General features: G+C 52.8%; 18 protein-coding genes. 7 read left to right on the plus strand and 11 right to left on the minus strand.

Features of this window, described 5'->3' with window-relative positions; genetic code table 11:
* Nucleotides 1-199: 199 nt before the first annotated feature.
* The 4 genes from CHB83_RS03260 (at nucleotide 200) to CHB83_RS03275 (ending at nucleotide 4113) form a co-directional block, all read left to right on the plus strand.
* Nucleotides 200-913: an SDR family NAD(P)-dependent oxidoreductase gene (locus CHB83_RS03260; RefSeq protein ID WP_089331635.1), complete on the plus strand. Its 714-nt coding sequence runs from the start codon at nucleotides 200-202 to the stop codon at nucleotides 911-913.
* 191 nt (nucleotides 914-1104) lie between these two features.
* Nucleotides 1105-1734, plus strand: a complete 630-nt coding sequence (locus CHB83_RS03265) for a TetR/AcrR family transcriptional regulator (RefSeq protein ID WP_045687164.1) — start codon at nucleotides 1105-1107, stop codon at nucleotides 1732-1734.
* Nucleotides 1735-1808: 74 nt separating this feature from the next.
* Nucleotides 1809-3122, plus strand: a complete 1314-nt coding sequence (locus tag CHB83_RS03270; RefSeq protein ID WP_089331755.1) for an ABC1 kinase family protein — start codon at nucleotides 1809-1811, stop codon at nucleotides 3120-3122.
* 130 nt (nucleotides 3123-3252) lie between these two features.
* Nucleotides 3253-4113 (plus strand): dienelactone hydrolase family protein, encoded by an 861-nt coding sequence (locus CHB83_RS03275; RefSeq protein WP_045687163.1) that lies wholly within the window; start codon nucleotides 3253-3255, stop codon nucleotides 4111-4113.
* 275 nt (nucleotides 4114-4388) lie between these two features.
* Here CHB83_RS03275 and CHB83_RS03280 read toward each other — a convergent pair whose 3' ends face one another.
* The 11 genes from CHB83_RS03280 to CHB83_RS03325 all read right to left on the minus strand — a co-directional run bounded on the left by CHB83_RS03280 (nucleotide 4389) and on the right by CHB83_RS03325 (nucleotide 16026).
* The gene (locus tag CHB83_RS03280) at nucleotides 4389-5123 is read right to left on the minus strand and encodes a phenylalanine 4-monooxygenase (protein ID WP_089331636.1); all 735 of its coding nucleotides are present in this window, start codon (nucleotides 5121-5123) and stop codon (nucleotides 4389-4391) included.
* A gap of 697 nt (nucleotides 5124-5820) precedes the next feature.
* Nucleotides 5821-6267: a hypothetical protein gene (locus CHB83_RS23470; protein WP_143436979.1), complete on the minus strand. Its 447-nt coding sequence runs from the start codon at nucleotides 6265-6267 to the stop codon at nucleotides 5821-5823.
* Between the two features lie 173 nt (nucleotides 6268-6440).
* Entirely contained in the window at nucleotides 6441-7454 is a 1014-nt protein-coding gene (gene aroF, locus CHB83_RS03285; protein ID WP_045687161.1) for a 3-deoxy-7-phosphoheptulonate synthase, read from the minus strand.
* A 66-nt stretch (nucleotides 7455-7520) separates the two neighbouring features.
* Complete coding sequence (gene trpA, locus CHB83_RS03290) at nucleotides 7521-8303, minus strand: tryptophan synthase subunit alpha (RefSeq protein WP_089331637.1); 783 nt, start codon at nucleotides 8301-8303, stop codon at nucleotides 7521-7523.
* 5 nt (nucleotides 8304-8308) lie between these two features.
* Nucleotides 8309-9505, minus strand: a complete 1197-nt coding sequence (gene trpB / locus CHB83_RS03295) for a tryptophan synthase subunit beta (RefSeq protein ID WP_089331638.1) — start codon at nucleotides 9503-9505, stop codon at nucleotides 8309-8311.
* 12 nt (nucleotides 9506-9517) lie between these two features.
* On the minus strand, nucleotides 9518-10180 hold the full coding sequence (locus CHB83_RS03300; protein WP_089331639.1) for a phosphoribosylanthranilate isomerase: 663 nt from the start codon (nucleotides 10178-10180) through the stop codon (nucleotides 9518-9520).
* Between the two features lie 11 nt (nucleotides 10181-10191).
* Nucleotides 10192-11007 (minus strand): indole-3-glycerol phosphate synthase TrpC, encoded by an 816-nt coding sequence (gene trpC, locus CHB83_RS03305; protein WP_045687170.1) that lies wholly within the window; start codon nucleotides 11005-11007, stop codon nucleotides 10192-10194.
* A 133-nt stretch (nucleotides 11008-11140) separates the two neighbouring features.
* Nucleotides 11141-12154 (minus strand): anthranilate phosphoribosyltransferase, encoded by a 1014-nt coding sequence (trpD, locus tag CHB83_RS03310; RefSeq protein ID WP_089331640.1) that lies wholly within the window; start codon nucleotides 12152-12154, stop codon nucleotides 11141-11143.
* Between the two features lie 102 nt (nucleotides 12155-12256).
* Entirely contained in the window at nucleotides 12257-12823 is a 567-nt protein-coding gene (locus tag CHB83_RS03315; protein WP_045687157.1) for an anthranilate synthase component II, read from the minus strand.
* Between the two features lie 62 nt (nucleotides 12824-12885).
* Nucleotides 12886-14301, minus strand: a complete 1416-nt coding sequence (locus CHB83_RS03320; RefSeq protein WP_089331641.1) for an anthranilate synthase component I family protein — start codon at nucleotides 14299-14301, stop codon at nucleotides 12886-12888.
* Between the two features lie 321 nt (nucleotides 14302-14622).
* Complete coding sequence (locus CHB83_RS03325) at nucleotides 14623-16026, minus strand: alpha/beta hydrolase-fold protein (protein WP_089331642.1); 1404 nt, start codon at nucleotides 16024-16026, stop codon at nucleotides 14623-14625.
* Nucleotides 16027-16980: 954 nt separating this feature from the next.
* On the opposite strand from CHB83_RS03325, the gene CHB83_RS03330 reads away from it, so the two are divergent.
* From CHB83_RS03330 to CHB83_RS03340, 3 genes are all read left to right on the plus strand, one after another.
* Nucleotides 16981-19980, plus strand: coding sequence for a SusC/RagA family TonB-linked outer membrane protein (locus CHB83_RS03330; protein ID WP_045687168.1), 3000 nt, complete (start codon nucleotides 16981-16983; stop codon nucleotides 19978-19980).
* A 20-nt stretch (nucleotides 19981-20000) separates the two neighbouring features.
* On the plus strand, nucleotides 20001-21593 hold the full coding sequence (locus CHB83_RS03335; RefSeq protein WP_045687154.1) for a RagB/SusD family nutrient uptake outer membrane protein: 1593 nt from the start codon (nucleotides 20001-20003) through the stop codon (nucleotides 21591-21593).
* 78 nt (nucleotides 21594-21671) lie between these two features.
* Complete coding sequence (locus CHB83_RS03340; RefSeq protein ID WP_055562356.1) at nucleotides 21672-22439, plus strand: SusE domain-containing protein; 768 nt, start codon at nucleotides 21672-21674, stop codon at nucleotides 22437-22439.
* The last annotated feature ends 75 nt before the right edge of the window (nucleotides 22440-22514 follow it).

Consider the following 22514-nt stretch of genomic DNA (forward strand, 5'->3'; position numbering starts at 1 on the left):
ACATCTGCCTCATAACCAGCGGGCAACAGACCAGCTCACCATACTAGCTGCTGATATTCAATAGAAGTGCTTACGAGAGGCACCTACTCATCTTCGTTGGTTTTCCTTGCTGATTGGGGTGCTCGTTTTACTACTTGGCGCTAACCTTTCTAGATAATGTCGAGTTAGACCTTCATCTTTTCCCTTCTCACTTTGCTTCATGGAATTCGCCGACAAAAATATTCTTCTGGTAGGCGCCTCTTCGGGTATTGGGCTAGCTACTGCTCAGCTTCTGCACAAGCTCCGGGCGAACGTATATACGGCTTCGCGCCATATGTCGCCAGAGTTGGCAGAGCTGGAAACTACGTTTGTGCCACTGGATGTAACCCAGCCGATAGGCGCCGCCCTCGACGGCTTGCCGGAAATATTGCATGGCGTAGTGTACTGCCCCGGCAGCATCCGATTACGGCCCTTTGAGCGCATTGCAGCGGAAGATTTCCGCGCCGATTTTGAGCTAAACGTGTTGGGGGCAATACAGGTGTTGCAAGCCACGGTGAAACGCCTAAAGAAGGCCAACGGTGCTTCGGTAGTGCTCTTTAGCACCGTAGCAGCCGAAACTGGTATGGCTTTTCATACCAGCGTTGCTACTGCCAAAGCCGCCGTAGAGGGCTTGGCACGGGCTCTGGCGGCAGAATACGCAGCTAGTAATATTCGCGTCAATGCCGTAGCTCCTTCGCTAACCAACACGCCCTTGGCTGCCGCTCTACTCAGCACGCCCGAGAAGGTAGAGGCCAGCGCCAAACGCCATCCCCTACAACGCATAGGCGAGCCTCAGGACCTGGCCTACATGACGTCGTTTCTGCTTTCCGACCATAGTGCGTTCATCACGGGGCAAGTAATGCCAGTTGATGGCGGAATGAGCCGGCTGAAATAGGCCCCAGCCCACACTACTAGCCGTTTACCCCACTCCCCAGTAGTGTTCCTACTGATGGGTGGGGTATCGTATTTCCAACTTTCCCAGCACGAGCAAGGACTAGGCAACAGGCATTAGCGGAATTTCCCTTTTTGTACTCCCCTACCGCTACTGCCGAGCAACTTACTGCCTAGGCTAATGGTTATAGCATTATGGAAAAAGACCGGATTAAACAGGCTTACCTAGACCATGTACTGCGCAAAGGCACTCCGCCCGCTTCGGTGTTTAAGCTCACCAAGAAACTAGGATTGCCCGAGCAGGAATTTTACCGTTACTACGCAACCTTCGAGGCCATTGACCGGGAGCTGTGGGCCGATTTTGGTCGTGAAGCACGCGCTACCGCCGCGCAAGAACCTGTGTGGCAGCAGTACGGGGCCCGCGAAAAGCTCTTGGCTTTCTATTACACCTTGCTTGAAATCCTAAAGCGCAACCGCAGCTACGCCCTTCAAAGCTTGCGCCGATCCATGCATCGGATGCCAGGCCTGACGCCACGCGTGCTCGATGATTTTCGCCAGGAATTTGAGGAGTTTGTGGGCGGCATTCTGCGGGATGGTCGTCGTACCGAGGAGGTAGCAAGCCGGCCGCTAGTGCAGGACCAGTATCCGCGGGTTTTCTGGCAGCAGATGCTTTTCGTTCTCGGCTTCTTTGCCAAGGACGATACGGTAGATTTTGCCCGCACCGACGCGGCCGTTGAAAAAGCGGTGACGCTGAGCTTCGACTTGGTAGGCCGCAATACGTTGGATTCGGCTCTCGATTTCGTCCGGTTTCTGGTACAACGCTAGGCAGCCCCAGCTTGCCTGACGCCCAGTTTGTTCTTTCTTATTCCCAGCTCACCGTGCAAGCGGGAGCTTCCTACATGGACGAAACCACCCAACCTTTAGATTCCCTTCCTACCACCAAAGTTGCCCGGGCCGCTCGGTTCGCAAAAACCGGCTTCTCTGTAGGAGCAAATTACGTGAAGCACTACGCTAAGCGCGCTGTAGGAGGCGAAAGCACCACGGAGGACCTGCACGCAGCAAATGCCGCAGAACTGTACGGTGCCCTGAGTGAGATGAAAGGCTCAGTACTTAAAGTAGCGCAGATGCTGGCAATGGAAAAAAACATCCTGCCGGCTGCCTACGCCAACCAGTTTGCGCAAGCACAGTACCAGACGCCCCCACTATCAGGGCCACTGGTGGTGAAGGCTTTTCGGGATGCGTTCGGCAAATCCCCATTCGACTTATTCGATGAGTTCGACCTTACAGCGCGGCAGGCCGCCAGCATCGGGCAGGTCCACTTCGCGCGAAAGGGCAGCCATACATTCGCCGTGAAGGTGCAGTACCCGGGAGTAGCCGACAGCATCCGCTCCGACATTCGGTTGGTGAAGCCCATTGCACTGCGAGTATTGGGCCTAAGTGAGGAGACGGTGCGTCCTTACTTGCAGGAAGTGGAAACCCGCCTGGTAGAAGAAACAGACTATGCGCTGGAGCTGCGGCGCGGCCAGAAAATAGCTGGCTTATGCGCAAGTTTGCCCCACGTAGAGTTCCCGACGTACTACCCCGAGCTTTCTTCCGCCCGCATCCTCACCATGGATTGGCTACCGGGGCAGCACCTACGTGAATTTCTGGCTACTAGCCCCAGTCAGGAAGTTCGTAACCAACTCGGGCAGGCACTCTGGGATTTCTACATGCACCAGTTGCACACGCTCCGCCAAGTACACGCCGATCCTCACCCCGGCAACTTCCTCCTACGCTCCCATAACGGTGGTACTCTCGGAGTGCTAGACTTTGGCTGTGTCAAAGAAATACCGGCCGAAGTACACCGACTGTTTACGGCTCTGCTGGCGCCCGAAACGCTGGCGGAAAGCACCCTGCTCAGTGCATTGCTCACGGAAGCTGGAGTAATCCGCCCCGAAGATGCCCCTGCGAAGCAGGCCTTCTACGTCACAACCATGCAGGCGTCGCTGGAATTAGTGGGCCGACCGTTCCGTCAAGCTACGTTCGACTTCGGTGACCCGGCATTTCTGCAGAGCCTTTACGCCCTCGGCGACGACTTGCTGCAGCAGCCTGAACTTCGGCAGCAACGTGAGCCCCGGGGCTCCGAGCACTTCATTTATCTGAACCGGACCTATGTAGGTTTATATGCCCTACTCACCGAACTAGGTGCCTTTATCCGTACGGGGGCTGCCTAGCGGGTAGTACCGAGTCGCTACTAGCTACGGAAGGCACAAACTAAATCCGACGCTTTGAGTTTATGCTGCCAGTTGAGTTGCCTGCTTAGGTAGCTCAACTGGCTTTTTCGTCATCTTCTCACCCCTACTTATGAAAAAACTCTGGACCCTCTGTGTTACCCTACTGAGTGTGGTAACAATGGCCTCAGCGCAAACGATGAGCTGCTGTGCTAAGCCAGCTGCCGCCCCCAATGCAACGGAAGCATTTGCTATGTTAGCTTCCAACGAAGACTTCTCGGGTGGTCATGATGCCCCTTTGCCTTTTACCTATCAGGGCAACGGCGAAATGATAGAGTTTAAGACTACGGATGGGCAAACTAGTCGTGCTTTCGCAATCAAGAGCAACATCCGCTCCGATAAGTACCTGCTAATCATTCATGAGTGGTGGGGACTCAATGACTACATCAAACAAGAAGCGGCTCGCTTCGCCAAGGAATTACCAGGTGTAAATGTGCTGGCCCTAGACCTGTATGATGGTCAGGTAGCTGCCGATGCCGACCAAGCAGGTAAGCTAATGCAAGGTGTGAAAACCGACCGGGCCCAGGCCATCATTAAGGGGGCACTTTTGTATGCTGGTCCTCAAGCGCAAATTGCCAGCATTGGCTGGTGCTTTGGTGGAGGCTGGAGCATCCAAACCGCACTGCTAGCTGGTTCAAAAGCCAAAGCGTGCGTAGCCTACTACGGCATGCCTGAGAAAGACGTGACCAAGCTCAAGACATTGAACACCGACGTGCTTTTTGTTTTTGCTAAGCAAGATAAATGGATCAATGAGCAGGTAGTTGAGCAGTTCAAAAAGGACATGGCCACCGCGAAAAAGAGTCTAACCGTAAAATCCTACGACGCGGATCATGCTTTTGCCAATCCGTCAAACCCCAAGTATAATAAGGCCTACGCGGAAGAAGCACATGCTGCTTCGTTAGCTTACTTGAAGAAGGGTCTCAAGCTTAAGTAACTATCCCACGCGCCCTCCCTAGGATGGTCACCACAACTAGAAAGCAGAAAGGCTACCCGGTGGGTAGCCTTTCTGCTTTTGAATAATTAGGTAGTACAGCGCGTAACACATTAAAAGTAACCGATAGTGCAGAAACCCATTCGCGCACCGCAAAACGGCACTTTGTAGCGGTAGTAGTAACGGCAGTTGGTATCCCACCCCCACCTACTGGCACATATACCGCAGCCCAAAGCTCACAAGCGGGTTCCTACACTACGGTTTTCTGACAATTATCTCTATTCCAGCACTTTCAATTGCCAATCGGCAGCCAGCAATGCTGCTAGTTCCGCTACGCTTTCGGTGAGCTGCTCCCAGTTGGTCAACACGAAATACTGCTCCTGAAAGCGCACCTCTGTGAAGCCAGTATTCAGTACAGTTGCCAGATCAAAGGCGTGACGCGTTGTCTCATCATGCACGCAATGATGAACCTCTCCTGCCGATGACAACAGCCCTGCTCCGTAGAGGCGGGGTTTGCCATCTTCCAGCACCAAGCCAAATTCTACCGTAAACCAGTACAAAGCCCGCAGCCGCTGCAGTGCCTGTGCATCGTGCGGGTGCTGGCGGGCTACCTGGCCCAAAAACTGGAGGAAGTTGGCAAATGCTGCATCTGTCAGCAGGGGTACATGCCCGAATACATCATGAAACAGGTCTGGCTCCGCAATAAAGTCGAATTGCTGCATGCTGCGCAGCCAGGTAGTGGCCGGAAATTTCTTCTCAGCCAGCAAGGCAAAAAACGTAGCGTCATCCACTATCCCAGCTACTGGCACCAGCGACCAGCCCGTGTATTGGCGTAGCCGTCCGCTTACCTCCGCAAAATCGGGGATGGCATTGCGGTGGAACCCAATACGCTGCAGCCCCTGCGTAAAGGCAGTGCAAGCGCGCTTGTGCAGCAGGGCCGTTTGGCGGTCGAACAATACTTTCCAAACCAATTGGTCTTGGGGCGTGTACCGATCGTAATGTTGCTGTAACATGGGTAGTAAGCAGAAAAAAAGCCCGGCTCCTAGCGGAGTCGGGCTTATTTGAAGATTCAGAGGTGAAGATGCATGTTGCGCTTCTAGCTTCCGTATCGGCAAAGTAGCCCGACTCCGTCCCACATGGGGCGAATATTGGATAGGCACTTTTTCTTTGCGACTTGGTTCAACATGATATTGCAAATATATACTATTGCAGCAATAGGTTGTATAACACATGACCATGTTTTTTTAGGCCCAATTATTAGTCAATACACCTTGCTACGGCCTACACCCCTTCATTTATAGGGTGGTTATGGTCCATACAGTGGTTAATATAGAAAATACCCCTTAAAAATGACAGGCGTTTATCGATAATATTTATATATAAATGCAGTATGGTAGTAAAGTTCATCACCTCGTTAATATTTAATGAATCATTATAACCCTAACGATACCGTAGTGAAGTCATCCTATTGAAGTAACTAGTGTCCTCATACTAGTAAATGCTTGTTTGTTAGCATTTTATTATATCGATAGTACCTAGATATGCCGCTGATGCTGCCTATAGCAAGGGAAGCTCACGGTTCCGCACTATCTCGGCTCGCTCAGTTTTGCAATCCATAGAAAAGCCTGCTTCCTTACACGAGGAAGCAGGCTTTTCTATGGATTACTGGCTGGATATACCCTAACAGACGAAATGCAACCCAGCTACAGCTTACTGAACAGGAACGTTAGTTAGCGTACCACTCAGAGTAGCACCACCAGCAAAAGTGCTGGTAAAACTTCCTGATACTGTTCTAAGTGAAGCGTTGCGCGTAGTACGACCGCTAGCAGTCTTGGCATCTCCCAACTTATCAGAATATACCTCTACCACATCAGTTACGTTGGCTCCAGCCGCCGTCGGGCTGCTTTGACTGAATGTCAAACGTACTTGGTCTCCACTAGTGAGTTTGCCGCTTATGGTGAGATTCGCAGTGGATCCTTGATAAGTAGCAGATCCTATCTGTGCTTGTGGCAGAACATATGGCGGAGCTCCATTTTCGCTTACAGAAACCTCCGTTATGTACATACCTGTATTGGTATTAGAATTTGGATTATCGTCATCATCACACCCAGATAGAATAGTGCCAAGAGCAAATACAGCAACAAGTAATCGTTTCATAGGATTTGTGAGTAGGCAAGAAGTTGGTTTAAGCCGCAATTTACACCATTGGCAGTAATTGAACGTGCAAGACCAAACTAGGCTAACTATTCTAATAGCTATTGGCCACTTACAAAAGCACCCGCCACTGTTAGAAGTAGCGGGTGCTTTTGTAAGTAGCCAATAGCTATTCGCTACTCTAGCTCTTGTCGGAGGGCATATACCTTACGCAAATTGCGAATCAGGCGCGACGATTCCTGGAAGTTCAGAGTTTGCGCTCCATCGGAGGCAGCTTCTTCCGGCTTCTCATGAGCTTCGTAGATAATACCATCAGCACCAGCCATAACTCCCGCTAGGGCCATCGTGGGCACGTATTCGCGGATGCCAATACCGTGGGAGGGGTCTACGATGACAGGCAAGTGCGTCTTTTCTTTGAGGATAGGTACTGCGTTCAAGTCCAAGGTATTGCGCGAAGCAGTTTCGAAAGTTCGAATTCCTCGCTCGCAGAGGATGAGTTTCTCGTTGCCACCGGAGAATACGTATTCGGCTGAAGACAGCAACTCCTCTAGAGTTCCAGAAATGCCCCGTTTGATCATCACGGGCTTATCTACTCCACCCAAGGCATCAAGCAGATTGAAGTTTTGCGTATTGCGCGCTCCTACTTGAAACACATCCACATAGTCGTGCATTTCCTCTACCTGCGATACCTGCATTACCTCCGTAATGATTTTGATACCGCGGGCACGGGCCATCTGGTGAAATAGCTTCAACCCATCCATGCCAAGGCCGCGGAACGAATAGGGAGAGGAACGAGGCTTGAACACGCCCCCCCGCATGATGCGCACGTTGTTGTCCAGAAGGTGCTGCATAATAAGCTCCATCTGGGCCTCGCTTTCGATGCTGCATGGTCCAGCAGCCAGCGTGAGAGCTCCCTCTCCTACCCGCACGCCGTCGCCGAGGTCGAGTACGGTAGGGCGCACGCGCCATTTGCGGCTTACTAGTTTGTATTCGTCTGAAACGCGGTGAATATCCACAATACCGGGTAGCTGGCCAATGGCCCGCAGGTCGATATCGGCTTTACCGATGGCTACGAGGTAGTGCGCCCGCTGGGTTTTTACCTCCGTAGTTTTGTATTTAAGATCTGCAATGCGGGCTACAATAGCCTCCTTAGCGGCTTCCGCAATAGTAGGTTCGAGTTGGATTATCACAGAGCTACGCTGATGTCAGCGTCGATTTTGGAGAATGAGAGAAACAGGAGCATGGGGTGCTACTTGCTAGGCTAGCACGGACTGCACAAAACGCTGGGCTGCAGCTGGGGCATCATCTACCCCATCTAGCGCCCGAATGAGGGCAGAACCAATGATGGCACCCTCGGCATATTGGCAGGCATGTTGAAAGGAGGCTTTATCGCCGATACCAAAACCGATAAGGCGGGGATTACGGAGCTGCATCTCCTCAATGCGCTGAAAGTACGCTTCTTGTACTCCTTCTGCCTGCGTATTGGCACCACCCGTTGTGCCGGGGCCCGATACCAGGTAGAGAAAGGAATCCGTCAGCTCATCAATGCGCCGGATGCGTTCGGGAGCCGTTTGGGGAGTAATCAGAAATACCGGCCGCAAATTGTGTCGCTTGAAGATATCCTGGTACTCGGCCACGTAATCATCCAAGGGCAGGTCGGGTAGGATAACGCCATCTACGCCGGCAGCGGCAGCTTCGCGGCAGAAGTTTTCCATGCCGAACTGCATCACTGGATTGAGGTAGCCCATCAGCAGCACCGGTGTATCGGGCACTGTGCTGCGCAGGTCCTGCAACTGCGTGAATAACACGCGCAGATTCATACCGTTTTGAAGCGCTACCGTACTGCTTTGCTGAATTACCGGACCATCGGCTAGGGGGTCGGAGAATGGCATTCCTATTTCAATGAGGTCGGCCCCGGCCTTGGTCAGCGCCTGCAGCACGGGCACCGTAGACTCTAGGCGGGGGTAACCAGCCGTAAAGTACACGTTGAGCAGGTTTTTGCCTTTCTTCTCAAAGGCTTGTTGGATTCGATTAGCCATGGGAATTATGCGAGCGTTTCAGCGTGCTTCAAATACGTTTCCAGGTCTTTGTCGCCGCGGCCAGAGAGGTTTATTACTACCACATCATCGGGCCCGGCCCCTAGTTGTTGCAGCGCGGCCAGAGCATGTGCCGTTTCCAGCGCCGGAATGATACCTTCCAAACGACTCAATTCAGCCACCGCTCGCAATGCCTGTTCGTCTTCGATGCTGATAAAGCGCGCCCGGCCCGAATCGGCCAGGAAGGCATGCAATGGACCGATACCGGGATAGTCGAGGCCCGCCGAAATAGAATAGGGTTCGGTAATCTGGCCTTCTTCGTCTTGCATGAGCAGGGTGCGCGAACCATGGATAATGCCCGGTTTACCCAGCACCGATGTGGCAGCCGAATGGCCCGAGTTGACGCCGTGACCAGCTGCCTCTACGGCTACTAGCTGCACCGCCGGCTCTTCCAGAAAATGGTAGAAAGCCCCGGCCGCATTCGACCCGCCGCCCACGCAGGCTACTACGTAGTTCGGCAGCTCAGAGCCCGTTTTTTCTAGGAGCTGCTTGCGCATCTCCTCACTAATAACCGCCTGCAACCGGGCTACTAAATCGGGATACGGGTGAGGGCCTACCACCGAGCCGATGATGTAGTGCGTATCAACGGGGTTGCTGATCCAGTCACGGATGGCTTCGTTTGTAGCATCCTTGAGGGTGCGGCTACCGCTCAAGGCCGCGCGCACCTCTGCTCCTAGCAAGCGCATGCGATACACGTTGGGCTTTTGGCGCTCCATGTCAATCTCGCCCATGTATACAATGCACTGCATCCCCATGAGCGCGCACACCGTGGCAGTAGCTACTCCGTGCTGGCCGGCCCCGGTTTCGGCAATGATGCGCGTCTTGCCCAAGCGCTTGGCTAGCAAAATCTGCCCCACGGTATTATTCACCTTGTGGGCGCCGGTGTGACAGAGGTCTTCCCGCTTCAGGTAAATCCGCGTGTTATATTTTTCCGACAGGCGCTTGGCTTCGAACAAAGGAGTAGGCCGGCCTACGTAGTCGCGTAACAGCTGCTGGTACTCCGCTTGGAACTCGGGTTCGGCGAGAATATCGAGGTAGCGTTGGCGCAACTCTTCTACATTAGGGTAGAGCATTTCGGGAATGAATGCTCCGCCAAACTGGCCGTAGTAACCGCGCTCGGTGGGTTGTTGGTAGGTTGTCGTCATGAGTTCAAGGTTTCAGGCTGTTGGTCGTAGCGCGGCAAACATCTGCCGCAGCCGTTCGGGGTCTTTTACGCCCGGTGCCGTTTCAAAGCGGCTATTCAGATCCAAGGCAAACAAGCCTGGCAGGCGCAGGTTCCGTAATGCCTCAGCCTGGGCAAGTTCCAGCCCCCCGGCCAGAAAATACGGCACTGGCAGGTTGTAGTCGGCTAGCAAGTCCCAATTGAATGCGGTGCCGTTGCCACCGGGCTGGCCCCCTTTCGTGTCAAAGAGAAAGTAGTCGCAGCTACCCACATAAGGCAAGAGGACTGCTACATCTAGCGTATCTCCCACTGGGAAGGCCTTGATAACTGGCACGCCAGCTGCCCGTAAGGCTTGGCAGTCGGCGGGGGGTTCGTGGCCGTGCAGTTGCACCAGGTTCAGCCCTAGTTCTGTTACTCGGGCCTGCACTTCAGCTACCGGAGCATCTACGAACACCCCCACCTTCTGGATATGGGGAGGTAACTGCTCCAGCGTGGCCCGCACAAGCTGCTCGCCCACGTAGCGGCTTGAATGGGGGTAGAAGATAAAGCCTAGGAAATCGGGGTGCAGGGCTGCTATGGCCGCCATATTCTCGGGCTCCCGCATGCCGCACACTTTCAGGTAGGGGGCGGGAGTAGCAGCTAGCGCGGGCGGTACCATGGGGCAGAAGCTTAGAGTAGCGTAATGGCCTCGGTGGCGCGCAGCTGCTGTACCAAAGCGGCACACGCTTTCTCAGGCCGCGAATGGCGCATAAATGTTTCTCCAATCAGGAATCCCCGGTAGCCTACTGCGCGCAGGGCCTCAATATCGGCGGCCGACGTCAGGCCGCTTTCCGTCACCTTCACGTACTCATCGGGGATGCGCTGCGCTAGTTCACCGGAGGTATCGAGGCTCACGGAGAAGTCGTGCAGGTTGCGGTTGTTTACCCCTACCAAGTTGACGGCATCGGGGTGCAAGGTTTTCTCTAATTCCTCGGCATTATGAATTTCGAGTAATACTTCCAGGCCCAGGCTCTTAGCTAGGCGGCCCAGGCGCAGCACTTCCTCACCCGTCAGTACCGCCGCAATGAGCAGTACGGCATCGGCCCCAATGCTCTTGGCCTCCAAAATTTGGTACTCATCTACCACAAAATCTTTGCGGAGGATGGGGCAGAAATTGTAGCGCCGCGCCGTGGTCAGGTCTTCGTTTTTGCCGCCGAAGAATTCTGTATCCGTCAGCACCGACAGTGCCGAAGCGCCGGCTTGCATGTAGCCTAGGGTGGTGCGCTCTACCGGGGCGTGGGGGTTGATGAAGCCCTTGCTTGGCGATTTGCGCTTGAACTCGGCAATGATACCACTGAGGTCGTCGCGCAGTAGGTAGCGGCGCAGGCTCAGCGGCTGAGCGTTCATGTAGAGGCTTTTTTCCAGCAGCTTTGCTGGCACCAAGCTTTGGCGGTCGGCTACTTCCTGGCGCTTGTGGGCAACAATTGTATCGAGAATGGTGGGCATGGCAAAAGAGTAGAATACGGGCGGCGTAGCACCCCGCATTGGTAAAATAGATTCAAACGATTGTGCTTCCGGGCTAGACCATCCGAAATTAACGGCGCAGGCTAGCTCAGCATGGCATTACACTACCAAGCACTTACACAGCCACAGCCTGACTCTGCGTAGCCGTAAGCAAGTTGCGCAGCGCCTGCCGGGCTCGCCCCGAGTCCAATGACTCTTGGGCTGCCGCAAGTGCATCTGCGAAGCTAAACGTGGGCTCCAGGCAACCAATGGCTAGGGCGGCGTTGGCTGTTACTACGTCGCGTTGGGCGCGGGTGGCACGGCCCTCCAGCACATCTACAAACAACCGGGCCGACTCCTGGGGGGTACGCCCGCCGGCCAGCTCTGCCGGAGTGGTTGTGGTCAGCCCCAGCTCAGCGGCCGATACTAGTTGCTCGCCAGCAGGTGTAGCCAGCTTGGCCATACCCGTCAGCGACAACTCATCGTATCCATCCAGCGCGTGCACTACTGCGTAGCGGGCATCGGTTTGCTGCAATAGGTAGTGATACAAACGCAGCAGCTCCAGACTGAAGGTGCCCGCTACCTGGAATTTGGGTCGGGCAGGATTCACGAGCGGCCCTAGTATATTGAAGAAGGTGCGCACACCCAGTTCGCGGCGCACAGGCCCAGCGTAACGCATGGCCGGGTGAAACGATGGCGCATGCAAAAAGCAGATATTGGCTTGCTCTAGCTGGCGCTTCAGTACGTCATTACCCACACCAAACTCTACCCCCAACTGCGCCAGCACATCCGACGAGCCGCACACCGAGGATACGCCAATGTTGCCGTGCTTCGTGACCTTGTAGCCGGCCCCTGCTACTACAAAACAAGCCAGGGTACTAATATTGAGGGTATCCTTGCCGTCGCCCCCTGTGCCTACGATGTCTACGGTATCGTGGGTACCTAGCTCCGGGTCGCGAGAAAGACTGAGCAGCGCATCCCGGAACCCCGCTAGCTCCGGCACTGAAATAGGACGCATCCGGTACACAGCCATAAAGGCCGCCATTTCGGCCGGATTGGCCTCATTCTGCCCGATACGCAGCATCGCCTCCTGAGCCTCTACGTGAGTCAGGAGCTGCTGCTCGAACAATTGATTAAGAAGATGTTTCATCGACGACGCCAAGCGCAAGCTGGGCGGTTGGTAAGGTAACGGTGGGATTAGGTGGCCGCATAGCAGTTGGCTACTTCTGCTGCCTTAGGCAAGTAGGTAGTGCTAGGCGAGCCAGTTACGCAGCATCTGAGTTCCGTGCTCAGTTAAGATAGACTCGGGGTGAAACTGCACGCCGCGCACATCATACTCGCGGTGGCGAAAGGCTAGCACTTCCCCATCGGCGTCGCGGGCGGTTACTTCCAGCTCGCTTGGCACCGACTCCGGCCGGATGCTCCACGAGTGGTAGCGCCCCACGCGAAATTGGGTAGGTAGCCCAGCAAACAGCCGATCCTCCGCGGTTACTTCTGCATCGGTAGCAATACCGTGCAGCACGGCAGGTAAGTTGTAAAGTTCTCCACCAAAGCTTTCCGCCAAACCCTGATGGCCCAGGCACACGCCCAAAATGCGCTTAGTGGGTGCGTACCGCTTGATAATTTCGGGCATCAGGCCCGCTTCCGTAGGCACCCCTGGGCCCGGAGACAGTAGCAATGCGTCGTATTTATCTACGTCTTCCAGGGTCAGCTTGTCGTTGCGAATCACGTCGAGGTTCTCTCCGTGGCCCAACTCGCGCAGCAAGTGCACCAAGTTGTAAGTGAAAGAATCGTAGTTGTCGAGAACGAGGATTTTCATGGTTTTGCGCCAGTTGGAAGGTGGCCTTTTAATGCACTATGGGATGTTCTACTTGCCGCACTTTATACTGCTTCTGCCTCTTTGAGCGCCTTGCGTAGGGCAGCCAGCTTATGGTGCACCTCTTGCAACTCAGAGTTGATATTGGAGGCTGCTACGACTCCGGCACCCGCCTGGAAGTACAACTGTCCTTGCGCGCTCAGGAAGGAGCGAATCATAATGGCGTGATTGAAGTCGCCGTTGAAGCCCAGGTGGCCAATGGCGCCGCCGTAGTAGCCGCGGGCGGTGGGCTCCAAGCCATCAATGAGCTGCATGGCGCGATGCTTGGGCGCCCCAGAAAGGGTACCGGCGGGGAAAGTATCGGCTACCACTTGCAAGGGGCTAGCTGACGCCGCCAGCACGGATGTTACCTCGCTAACCAAATGAATAACGTGGGAGTAGAACTGAATTTCGCGGAACACTTTCACTTGTACGTTGTCGCCGTGACGAGCTAGGTCGTTGCGGGCCAAATCTACCAGCATGGTGTGCTCGGCATTCTCCTTAGGATCATCGGCCAGCTTCTGGGCCAGGGCTGCATCTTCAGCATCGTGGCCCGTGCGGCGGAAAGTACCCGCAATCGGATACAAGCTGGCCTGCCGACCTTTGATAAGCAACTGTGTTTCGGGCGAAGAGCCAAAAATCTTGAATGAACCGTAATCGAAGTAAAACAGGTAGGGCGAAGGATTGATTGAACGCAATGCCCGATACACGTTGAACTCATCACCGGTGAAGCCCTGCTGAAAACGGCGCGACAGGACAATTTGGAATACGTCGCCGCGGCGGCAGTGCTGCTGGCCCTGGGCTAGCACGCGCAGAAACTCCTCATCGGTTTGGTTGGTCTGCTCCTCTCCCACTGTCTGAAACTTGAAGTCGGGTAACGACGGGTTCCGAATCAGGTTTACCAATCGTTGCAGCCCTTCTTCTTCTACCTCTTGCCCCGCCAACGTGTGCTCAAACACATACAGTTCGTTGCGGAAGTGATTTACTGCAATAACGTAGCGGTACGTGCCGTACAAAATATCAGGCACATTGCCCGCCGCCTGCTTTGCCTCATGTAGCGTTAAGTCCTCGAAGTACTGTACTCCTTCATAGCCAATGTAGCCAAACAGCCCCCCCGTAATAAAGTCAAACCCCGTTTCCTCGGTTTGAAAGCAGTTGGCAAACTCTTGCAGGCGCGTTAGGGCGGTGCGGGGCTCGTCTAGCGTTTCCGTAACCGTGCTATCATCTGGGAAGCTTAGCGTAAGCTCACCGCTACGTAGCTCAAAGCGGGCCAGTGGATCAAAAGCCAAGTAACTAAACGCATTCTGCTGACCGTGGTAGTCCGAGCTTTCCAGCAGCAAGCAGTTGGGGTACCGGTCGCGCAGGCGCAGGTAAAGGCCTACTGGCGTTACCGTATCGGCTAATACGCGAAGATGGCGGGTATGGAGTTGAAACTGTTTCATGAATCGGGGCTGGTGAGGGAGGAGTGGTTCCAGCGCCGGGCGGCAAGAAAAAAGCCCGGCGGGTGGCCGGGCTTTCTGTTTATCGAAGCAAAATCACTTGACTTTACTACATGCACAGGCTGTCCCGTCCGGAGTTTCCGAGGGGCCACCACCAAGCTTGCAGGGTCATATGAGAAGTCATTAGCAACTGAAATAGGATGCGTTTGCGGCACAAAGGTACAGTACGCCTTTTACTGCACAAGCATTTTTTAGGTTTTCTGCTTACGGACTTTTCAATACTACCCCTTTAAATTTTTAGATGTTGCAACCACCATCAGCAACCTACTCGAGTAGTAAGCCCTGCTCTCCTGTTTGCTGCTTGCTTGCTAGCCGAAGGACGTAGCTCCCTTTCGGCAAACGACGAACGTCTACTTGGCTGCCCGAGTGTACACGCTGCCGAATAACTCGCTGGCCTTGTATCGAGCGTACTTCCAATCTAGCCCGCGCGCCAGTAGCCGGTAATTGCACCGTCAAATACCCGGCTGTTTTTCCACGATATACGCTGTAAGCTAGAGCATCTGCCGTGGCGCTAGTGTATAGCCACTGATAAGCGGCCGGAAACTCTCGCTGCCAGAACCACTCGGCATGCTTGCCATCGGTTGCTGTTGTAAGATGCAAATCGTTTCCTGTCAGCTTGCCTACTCGAGACAACGAGTCACGCACGGCCTGCATCAGTGGCACCATGGTTTCACTCTCGGTAGTACCGCTTACGAAGTAAAAGCGCGTATCTAGCTGGGGCGGATGCTGTTGCAAGTAGTTGAACAAGGAATCTTTGGCAAACCAAAATGCCGGTGAGAGCACACCCACCTTGCTGTATACCGCCGGATACCGCAGGGCAGCATAGGTAGAAATGAGACCTCCCATACTACTCCCGGCCATGCCCGTAAATTCTCGGCCCGAGAGAGTTCGGTAAGTAGCGTCGATATAGGGCTTCAGTGTGCGGGCCATAAAATCCACGTAGGCGGCGCCTTGGCCCCCACCATACTCTGGATTTCGCCACGGCGAGAGTTCATTTAGCCGTTCGGCACCACCATTATCAACTGCTACTACAATACTGCCGCGCGCGTCTAGTCCTTGTTGCTGCAGCTTATTCAGGGCTTCGTCTACTTCCCATTCGCCGGAAAAGCTCGTGCACGCATCGAACACATTTTGCCCATCGTGCATGTACAGGACCGGGTAGCGTTTGGTCGGGGCAGTTTCGTAATCGGGAGGTAGGTATACCCAAACCCGACGCGTGCGGTTCAATTGCGGCATCGCAAAACGGGTGCTTATTACTCGCACATTAGCCTGACGAGTACTCTGGCACTCCACCTTCCCCTTTCCCGAATCTTTCCAATTTTCAACCGTCACTTCTACTACCGCCGCAGTACCAGTAACTACGTATTGTCGGTTGCTTAAATCGTTGTTTTGGTTATCGGTTTCAACAGTACCCCATGTCCCCCGGGTGAACTTGAATTCGATGGGTCCCTGAACCGATGCTGGCAGTGTAATCTGGTACCTACCATCTTGGTTGAGAGTAAGTGCATAAGCACTATCAGCTGGGTTCCACTTATTAAAGCCTCCTACCATGTACAAGGTACTTTTAGCCGGTGTAGAAGCCGGTAATGTTGTTATGCGGAAGGTCGTTTGGGCACCACCACGTACAGCAATAAATCCTAGTATTAGAATGAGAAGACAACGAGTCATAAGGGAGCAACGAGGCACACTAAAAGAGAGGAAAGACTATTACTAACTCCAAGGAGCTAGATACGACGTTATTATCCAGGAAACTAGCTGAAAACGCCCAAAAAAACCGTTTTTATGATTTGTATTTTTCTCATAAACTGCAATCTAACTACACCTATAATTCCTTTTCATTATGGGGCCTAGACGAGAGTTTCGTAGTTTTTTTACTAAAAATAAATTTAGGGATTTAACGAGCCATGTTCTTTCCCAAGAGCAATCTTCTACTGCTCAGTAGACAGCCCGAACCACTCATCAAATCACCCTAAAAACCTAGGCCAGACCCCGCCTCTATTGACATAAAGCTAAAATGCGCTGAGTGTGCGATTACTTTTTTAGCAACTACTTTTTTCAACAACCATCACTTTAAGAGCCTTCCCCCCTCTTGTATGTGGGGCTTTTTTTCTTATTCGCTACCATTACAGTGATCCACCTATCAAAAACCAACTCTTATTGAGCTTCATACATAGTTCCTTTCACACTATCCCTAGCAAAAGCAATACAGCATCATCAAAATCTACCATACAATATCAATTATCATACTTCACTATCCGAGTTGACTTGAGTCACTCGCTGGGTTTAACTATAGTTTGAGAGTACTCACTCATCCTATCCGCTAAGCTGTTAGGCTGAATGTATGGGGCAAGATCTGAGGCTGCTGCTCCTTGATCTGATTTTTCGTGGCAAACCTCAATTATTGCTATTCTCAGACGCGTGTTTGGCACGTTGTTTTTGTGCCTAGACAGGCTTTAACTTGCATTGTTTCTTAACGATTTGGTGACATTTCACATCAAAAAAATCGTTTTGAAGATGGCAGCCATGAGCGTCATTTTTTCTGGTGTATCCCCCTCTGGCGGCAAACAAATTCCCACTCCGGCAACACCGGAAAAATCCATTTTAACCCCTAACATTTTTTCAATGAAACACCCCTATCTAGCGAAATTGGCGTTTCCGCTGCTGACTGCAGCCGTGAGCGTCAGCAGCGCATACGCACAGGGTACTGGCACTGTGAGTGGCCGCGTTCTAGACGAAAAGAACGAAGGAATTCCTGGTGTTACGGTTCTAATTGAAGGCACTACCCTCGGGGGGTCTACCAACTCCGATGGTACCTTCTCTATTCAGGGAGTGCCAAGTGGGCAGCATACGCTGGTAACGTCTTTTGTAGGCTATACAACCAAGCGTCAAACCATTACGGTAACAGCTGGCCAAAATACGACGGTAGCCAACGTTTCTTTAGCTGAAAACACCACGTTGCTGAATGAGGCAGTCGTAATAGGCTACGGTACGCAACGTCGTCAAGACCTGACAGGTGCCGTAGAACAAATCAGCGAGAAGCAGTTCGTAAAGGGTCAAGTAACTAACCCCGAGCAGTTGGTGCAAGGCAAGGTTGCAGGTGTACAAATTACGACAGGTGGCGGTGCCCCAGGCTCTAATTCTCAGATCCTGATTCGTGGCGGCTCATCTTTGAGTGCATCTAATAGCCCACTCATTATTATTGATGGAGTACCTGTTGATAATACAGGTCTGGCAGGTGCTACCAACCCATTGTCATTGATTAACCCGAATGACATCGAAAGTATTTCCGTATTGAAAGATGCTTCTTCGACGGCCATCTACGGGGTGCGAGCTTCCAACGGGGTAATTATTGTTACTACTAAAAAAGGAGTGCAGGGCGACGCGTTCCATGTGAACGTGTCAACTCAACAGTCGTTGGCAACGGTAGCTAAATATGCTGATGTACTCAATGCTGACGAGTTCCGCACATTGGTACGGGAGCGTGGTACGACTAGCCAACTAGCTACGTTGGGCACGGCCAACACCGATTGGCAGCGCGAGATATACCGCACGGCGTACACCGCTGACAATAACGTGAGCATCAGCGGTTCTGCTGGTCCAGTTCCTTATCGCGTATCTGGAGGCTACTTGTCGCAACAAGGTTTGCTAAAGAACAATGATCTGAAGCGCTATAGCGGTGCGATCAGCTTGACACCTGTTCTGCTCGATGGTAATCTGCGCGCTACTATCAACTTAAAAGGCTCCTGGATTGACAACAGCTTCTCTGACCAAGGAGCAGTAGGAGCTGCTGTGGCTTTCGACCCAACTCAGTCTGTCACTTCCAACGAAGACCGTTTTGCACAGTACGGCGGCTACTTTGAGTTCCTAGATCCAAGTGGCAATGGCAACCCCAACACGTTGGCGGTCCGCAACCCAGTTAGCCTCATCAATCAGCGCCGCGACCGGAGTACCGTAAAGCGGAGCATCGGCAACGTACAACTCGACTATAAGCTGCCGTTCTTGACGGGCCTAAGCGCCAATCTGAACCTAGGCTACGATATCCAGCGCGGCAACGGAACCATTTTCGTACCTCTTACGGCGGCGTCTACCTTCAACCGCCGGGGTATCAACAATAATTACAAGCAGGACCTGAACAACTCACTGCTTGAAGCCTACGCCAAGTACGAGCGGACTCTAGGCATCGGCCGCTTGGAGCTGCTGGCGGGTTACTCGTATCAGAAGTTTGAGAACCGCAGCTACGTGTTTGATGACTTCAGCGCCGATGAGAACCGTACCGTTTTTGCGCCGGTTTCGCTAAGCTATAATGGCCAGAATACGTACTTGAACACCAATGTGCTAGTTGGCTTCTATGGTCGCCTGAACTATAACATCGCCGACAAGTACCTATTCACGGGTACGTTCCGGGCTGATGGAACTTCCCGCTTTAACCCCGACCACTTCGGCTACTTCCCTTCCGGCGCCTTTGCTTGGCGTATTAAAGGCGAAGACTTCCTGAAGAACTCTGAGGCTGTTTCGGAATTGAAGTTACGCTTAGGCTATGGTCAGACGGGTCAGCAAGATCTGGGCGGTAACTACTATCCCTTCCTAGCGAACTTGTCACTGAGCTCCCTGACGGCGCAATACCAGCTCGGTAATACTTTTTATCGTACGCTCCGCCCCGACCAGTACAACCCCAATATCACCTGGGAGACTACCACCACTTACAACGCAGGTATTGACTACGGCTTCTTCGGAGGCCGCTTCTACGGCTCCGTAGACGTGTACAAGCGGGATACCCGCGACCTGCTGAATTTCGTCAACATCCCCGCGCTTTCGGGCCTATCGAACGCCGGCACTTTCAACGTTGGATCACTAACCAACAAAGGTGTTGAATTCATAGCCAACCTGGATGCCGTTAAAGGCAACGACCTAAACGTAACAGTAAACGGCAACCTGACCTATAATCAGAACCGCATTACTAAGCTTAACTCGACAAGCTCGTCCAACGACGTTGGTAACCTAACTGGCGGCATTTCGGGCGGCGCGGGTAATACTATTCAGGTGAATAGTGTGGATTACCCAGCCCAATCATTCTACGTGAACCAGCAGGTTTACGGAGCCAATGGTAGCCCACTGGAAGGTGTTTACGTGGATCGGAATGGCGACGGCGCAATTAACAGCTCGGACCGGTACCGGTATAAGTCAGCGCGCCCAGACTACATCATTGGTGGTGGGGCCAACATATCCTACCACGGGGCGAACTTGGCTTTCACGCTACGTTCCAACCTGAACAACTACGTATATAATAACCGCCGCTCGGAAAGCTTCTACGATCAGAGCACTAACGGCTTTGTGGTAAACCGCAACCGGGAGGTACTAAGCTCAGGTTTCGGCACAGCTCAGTACTTCTCAGATTACTATGTGGAGAATGGCTCGTTCCTGCGAATGGAAAACGTTACACTGGGGTATAACTTCGGTGAGATGGTCCGCAAAGGCACGAACTTAAGCCTGTCGTTTGCAGTTCAGAACGTGTTCCTGATTACAAAATACAAAGGCATTGACCCGGAAGTAATCGGCGGCATCGACAACACTATTTACCCACGTCCTCGCACCTTCACTCTGGGCTTGAACCTCGGTATTTAACCCCTCCCACCCCTAGCATTATGTACAAAAAATTCACTCGCACCCTAGGAATGCTGGCTATGGCTGGCGGGTTACTTTCCCTGGTTTCCTCGTGCACGGACGACTTAGATCAGATTCCGGATTACTCGGCTAACGCTGAAATAGTATATAGGGACCCAGCCCAGATTCAGCAGGTACTTGCCCGCTTGTACGCCACGTTTGCCATTAGTGGTCAGTCGGGTCCTTCTGGTAGCCCCGACATTACGGGCATCGACGAAGGCTTCTCTAATTACTTGCGCGCTTACTGGCAGTTGCAGGAAATCACGACGGATGAAGCAGTTCTTGGCTGGAACGACGGCAACTTGCCCAGCGTGAATACAATTCAATGGAACGCAGACAACGAGTTTATACGGGCTACCTACGACCGTATCTACTACGAAATTGCGCTCTGCAACGAATTTATCCGTCAAACTTCTGATGCCAGGCTCTCGGAGCGTGGTATCACTGGGACGGAAGCCGGTAACATACGTACGTACCGTGCGGAAGCCCGCTTCCTCCGTGCCCTCTGCTATTGGCATGCGGTTGATATGTTTGGCGGCGGTCCTTTCGCTACCGAAGAGGCTACTATTGGTTCGAATCCAGAGTACAAAACTCGGGCAGAAATTTTTGCCTACATCGATTCGGAGCTAAAGGCGCTGGATGCCGAAGGCGCTATGCTGGCTCCCCGGGCAGTATACGCTCGCGCTGACCAGGGTACTCTTTGGACCTTGATGACCAAGCTGTATCTGAATGCGCAAGTATACACGGGTACGGCTCGCTACAATGATGCCGTTACGTATGCCAATAAAGTACTTGCTGCTGGGTATACGCTCAGCCCCAGCTACGCTAATCTGTTTTTGGCTGATAACGACAAGACAGCTGCTCGCAACGAAATCATTTTCCCCATCACTTTTGATGGCACTCGTACTAAAGGTTACGGAGGAATGACCTTCTTAGTACACGCGGCAGTAGGTCGTGCTGTAACGCCCGCCAGTGCTGGTATCAATGGTGGTTGGGGCGGCACTCGTGCTAAGCAGAACCTGCCGGCGCTGTTTACTTCTACCACGGATACACGCAGAAATCTGTTCTTCACGAGAGCACAGAATCCAAATGTGGACACGTTAAGCGCGTTTAGCAGCGGTACCCTAGTTACCAAATATCGTAACGTAACCTCGGGCGGTGTAGCCGGCTCTGATGTGGAAGGCAACTTCCCCGATACGGATTACCCCATGTTCCGCCTAGCCGATGTGCAACTCATGTATGCCGAAGCGCTTTTGCGTGGTGGTACGGGTGGCACGGCAGGTTCAGCTCTAGCACAGGTAAATGCAGTACGAGCACGTTCAGGCGCTTCAGCTTTAACGTCCGTGTCGTTGGACAATATTCTGGATGAGCGGGGCCGTGAGCTGTTTTGGGAAGGTCACCGTCGTACCGACTTGATCCGCTTCGGGAAATACACTACTGGCTACAACTGGCCTTTCAAAGGTGGTGTGCGGGCAGGCCGAGATGTAGAAGCTACGCGCGTTTTATTCCCTATTCCCAACACGGATATCGTGGCAAACCCCAACCTGGCAGGTCATCAGAACCCCGGTTACTAAGCATCTTGATTCGCACCGGGAACTAGCGTTAGCTGGTTCCTGGTTTGCGTACAAATTCACCTAAAAAATTCCCTAACCATGAAGAGTTTTTTTACCAAGCTCACCGGGGCAGCCTTGGCGGCGACTGTTTTCCTCGCTTCGTGTGAGAAGGATGAGACACAGGCTAAGCTTAACATAGCTGCTACTCCTCAACTGACCTCAAGTGCCACTACTGCCACACTGAGCAGCGCTACTTCAGCTAACAACGCTGTTACATATACATGGACTCCGGCTGACTTTGGGTACCAAGCAGCTACTACATATATGCTACAGTTCGCTAAGCAAGGCTCCAATTTTGCTAGTAATGTATATGAAGTGAATGTAGGCAATGCGCTGACCAAAACGTTTACTGTAGGCGAACTAAACTCCGTTTATGAGGGCGTTGATTGCAACTCAGCTAATACTGCAACTAAGCTAGATGTTCGTGTAATAGCTACCGTCGGTACGGCAGCATCAACGGCCACTTCTACCACTAGCTCAATTCAAGCCACTCCATACGCTGGTCAAACTGCACCCGCCGACAAATGGGGCATCATTGGTTCTGCTACTCCTGGTGGGTGGGATACGGATACGGATATGACGTATGACTTCTGCACTCGCACCTTCAAGGCAACGCTGCCACTCACAGCGGGAGCATTCAAGTTCCGCGCTAATGACGCCTGGACATTAAATTATGGCGACGATGCTAATGACAAGGCATTAGAAGCAGGTGGTGCTGACATTGCAATGACTGCTACTGGCACGTACGAAGTGACGCTTAATTTGAACGCAACTCCTAAGCCTACCTATACTATCACGAAGAAGTAATCATCACTTCCCGGATAAAAGAAAAGCTCCGCCTAGATAGGCGGAGCTTTTCTTTTATCCGGGAAGTGATGATTA

It is taken from the genome of Hymenobacter mucosus (assembly GCF_900188255.1).
In the GTDB taxonomy this organism is placed as follows: domain Bacteria; phylum Bacteroidota; class Bacteroidia; order Cytophagales; family Hymenobacteraceae; genus Hymenobacter; species Hymenobacter mucosus.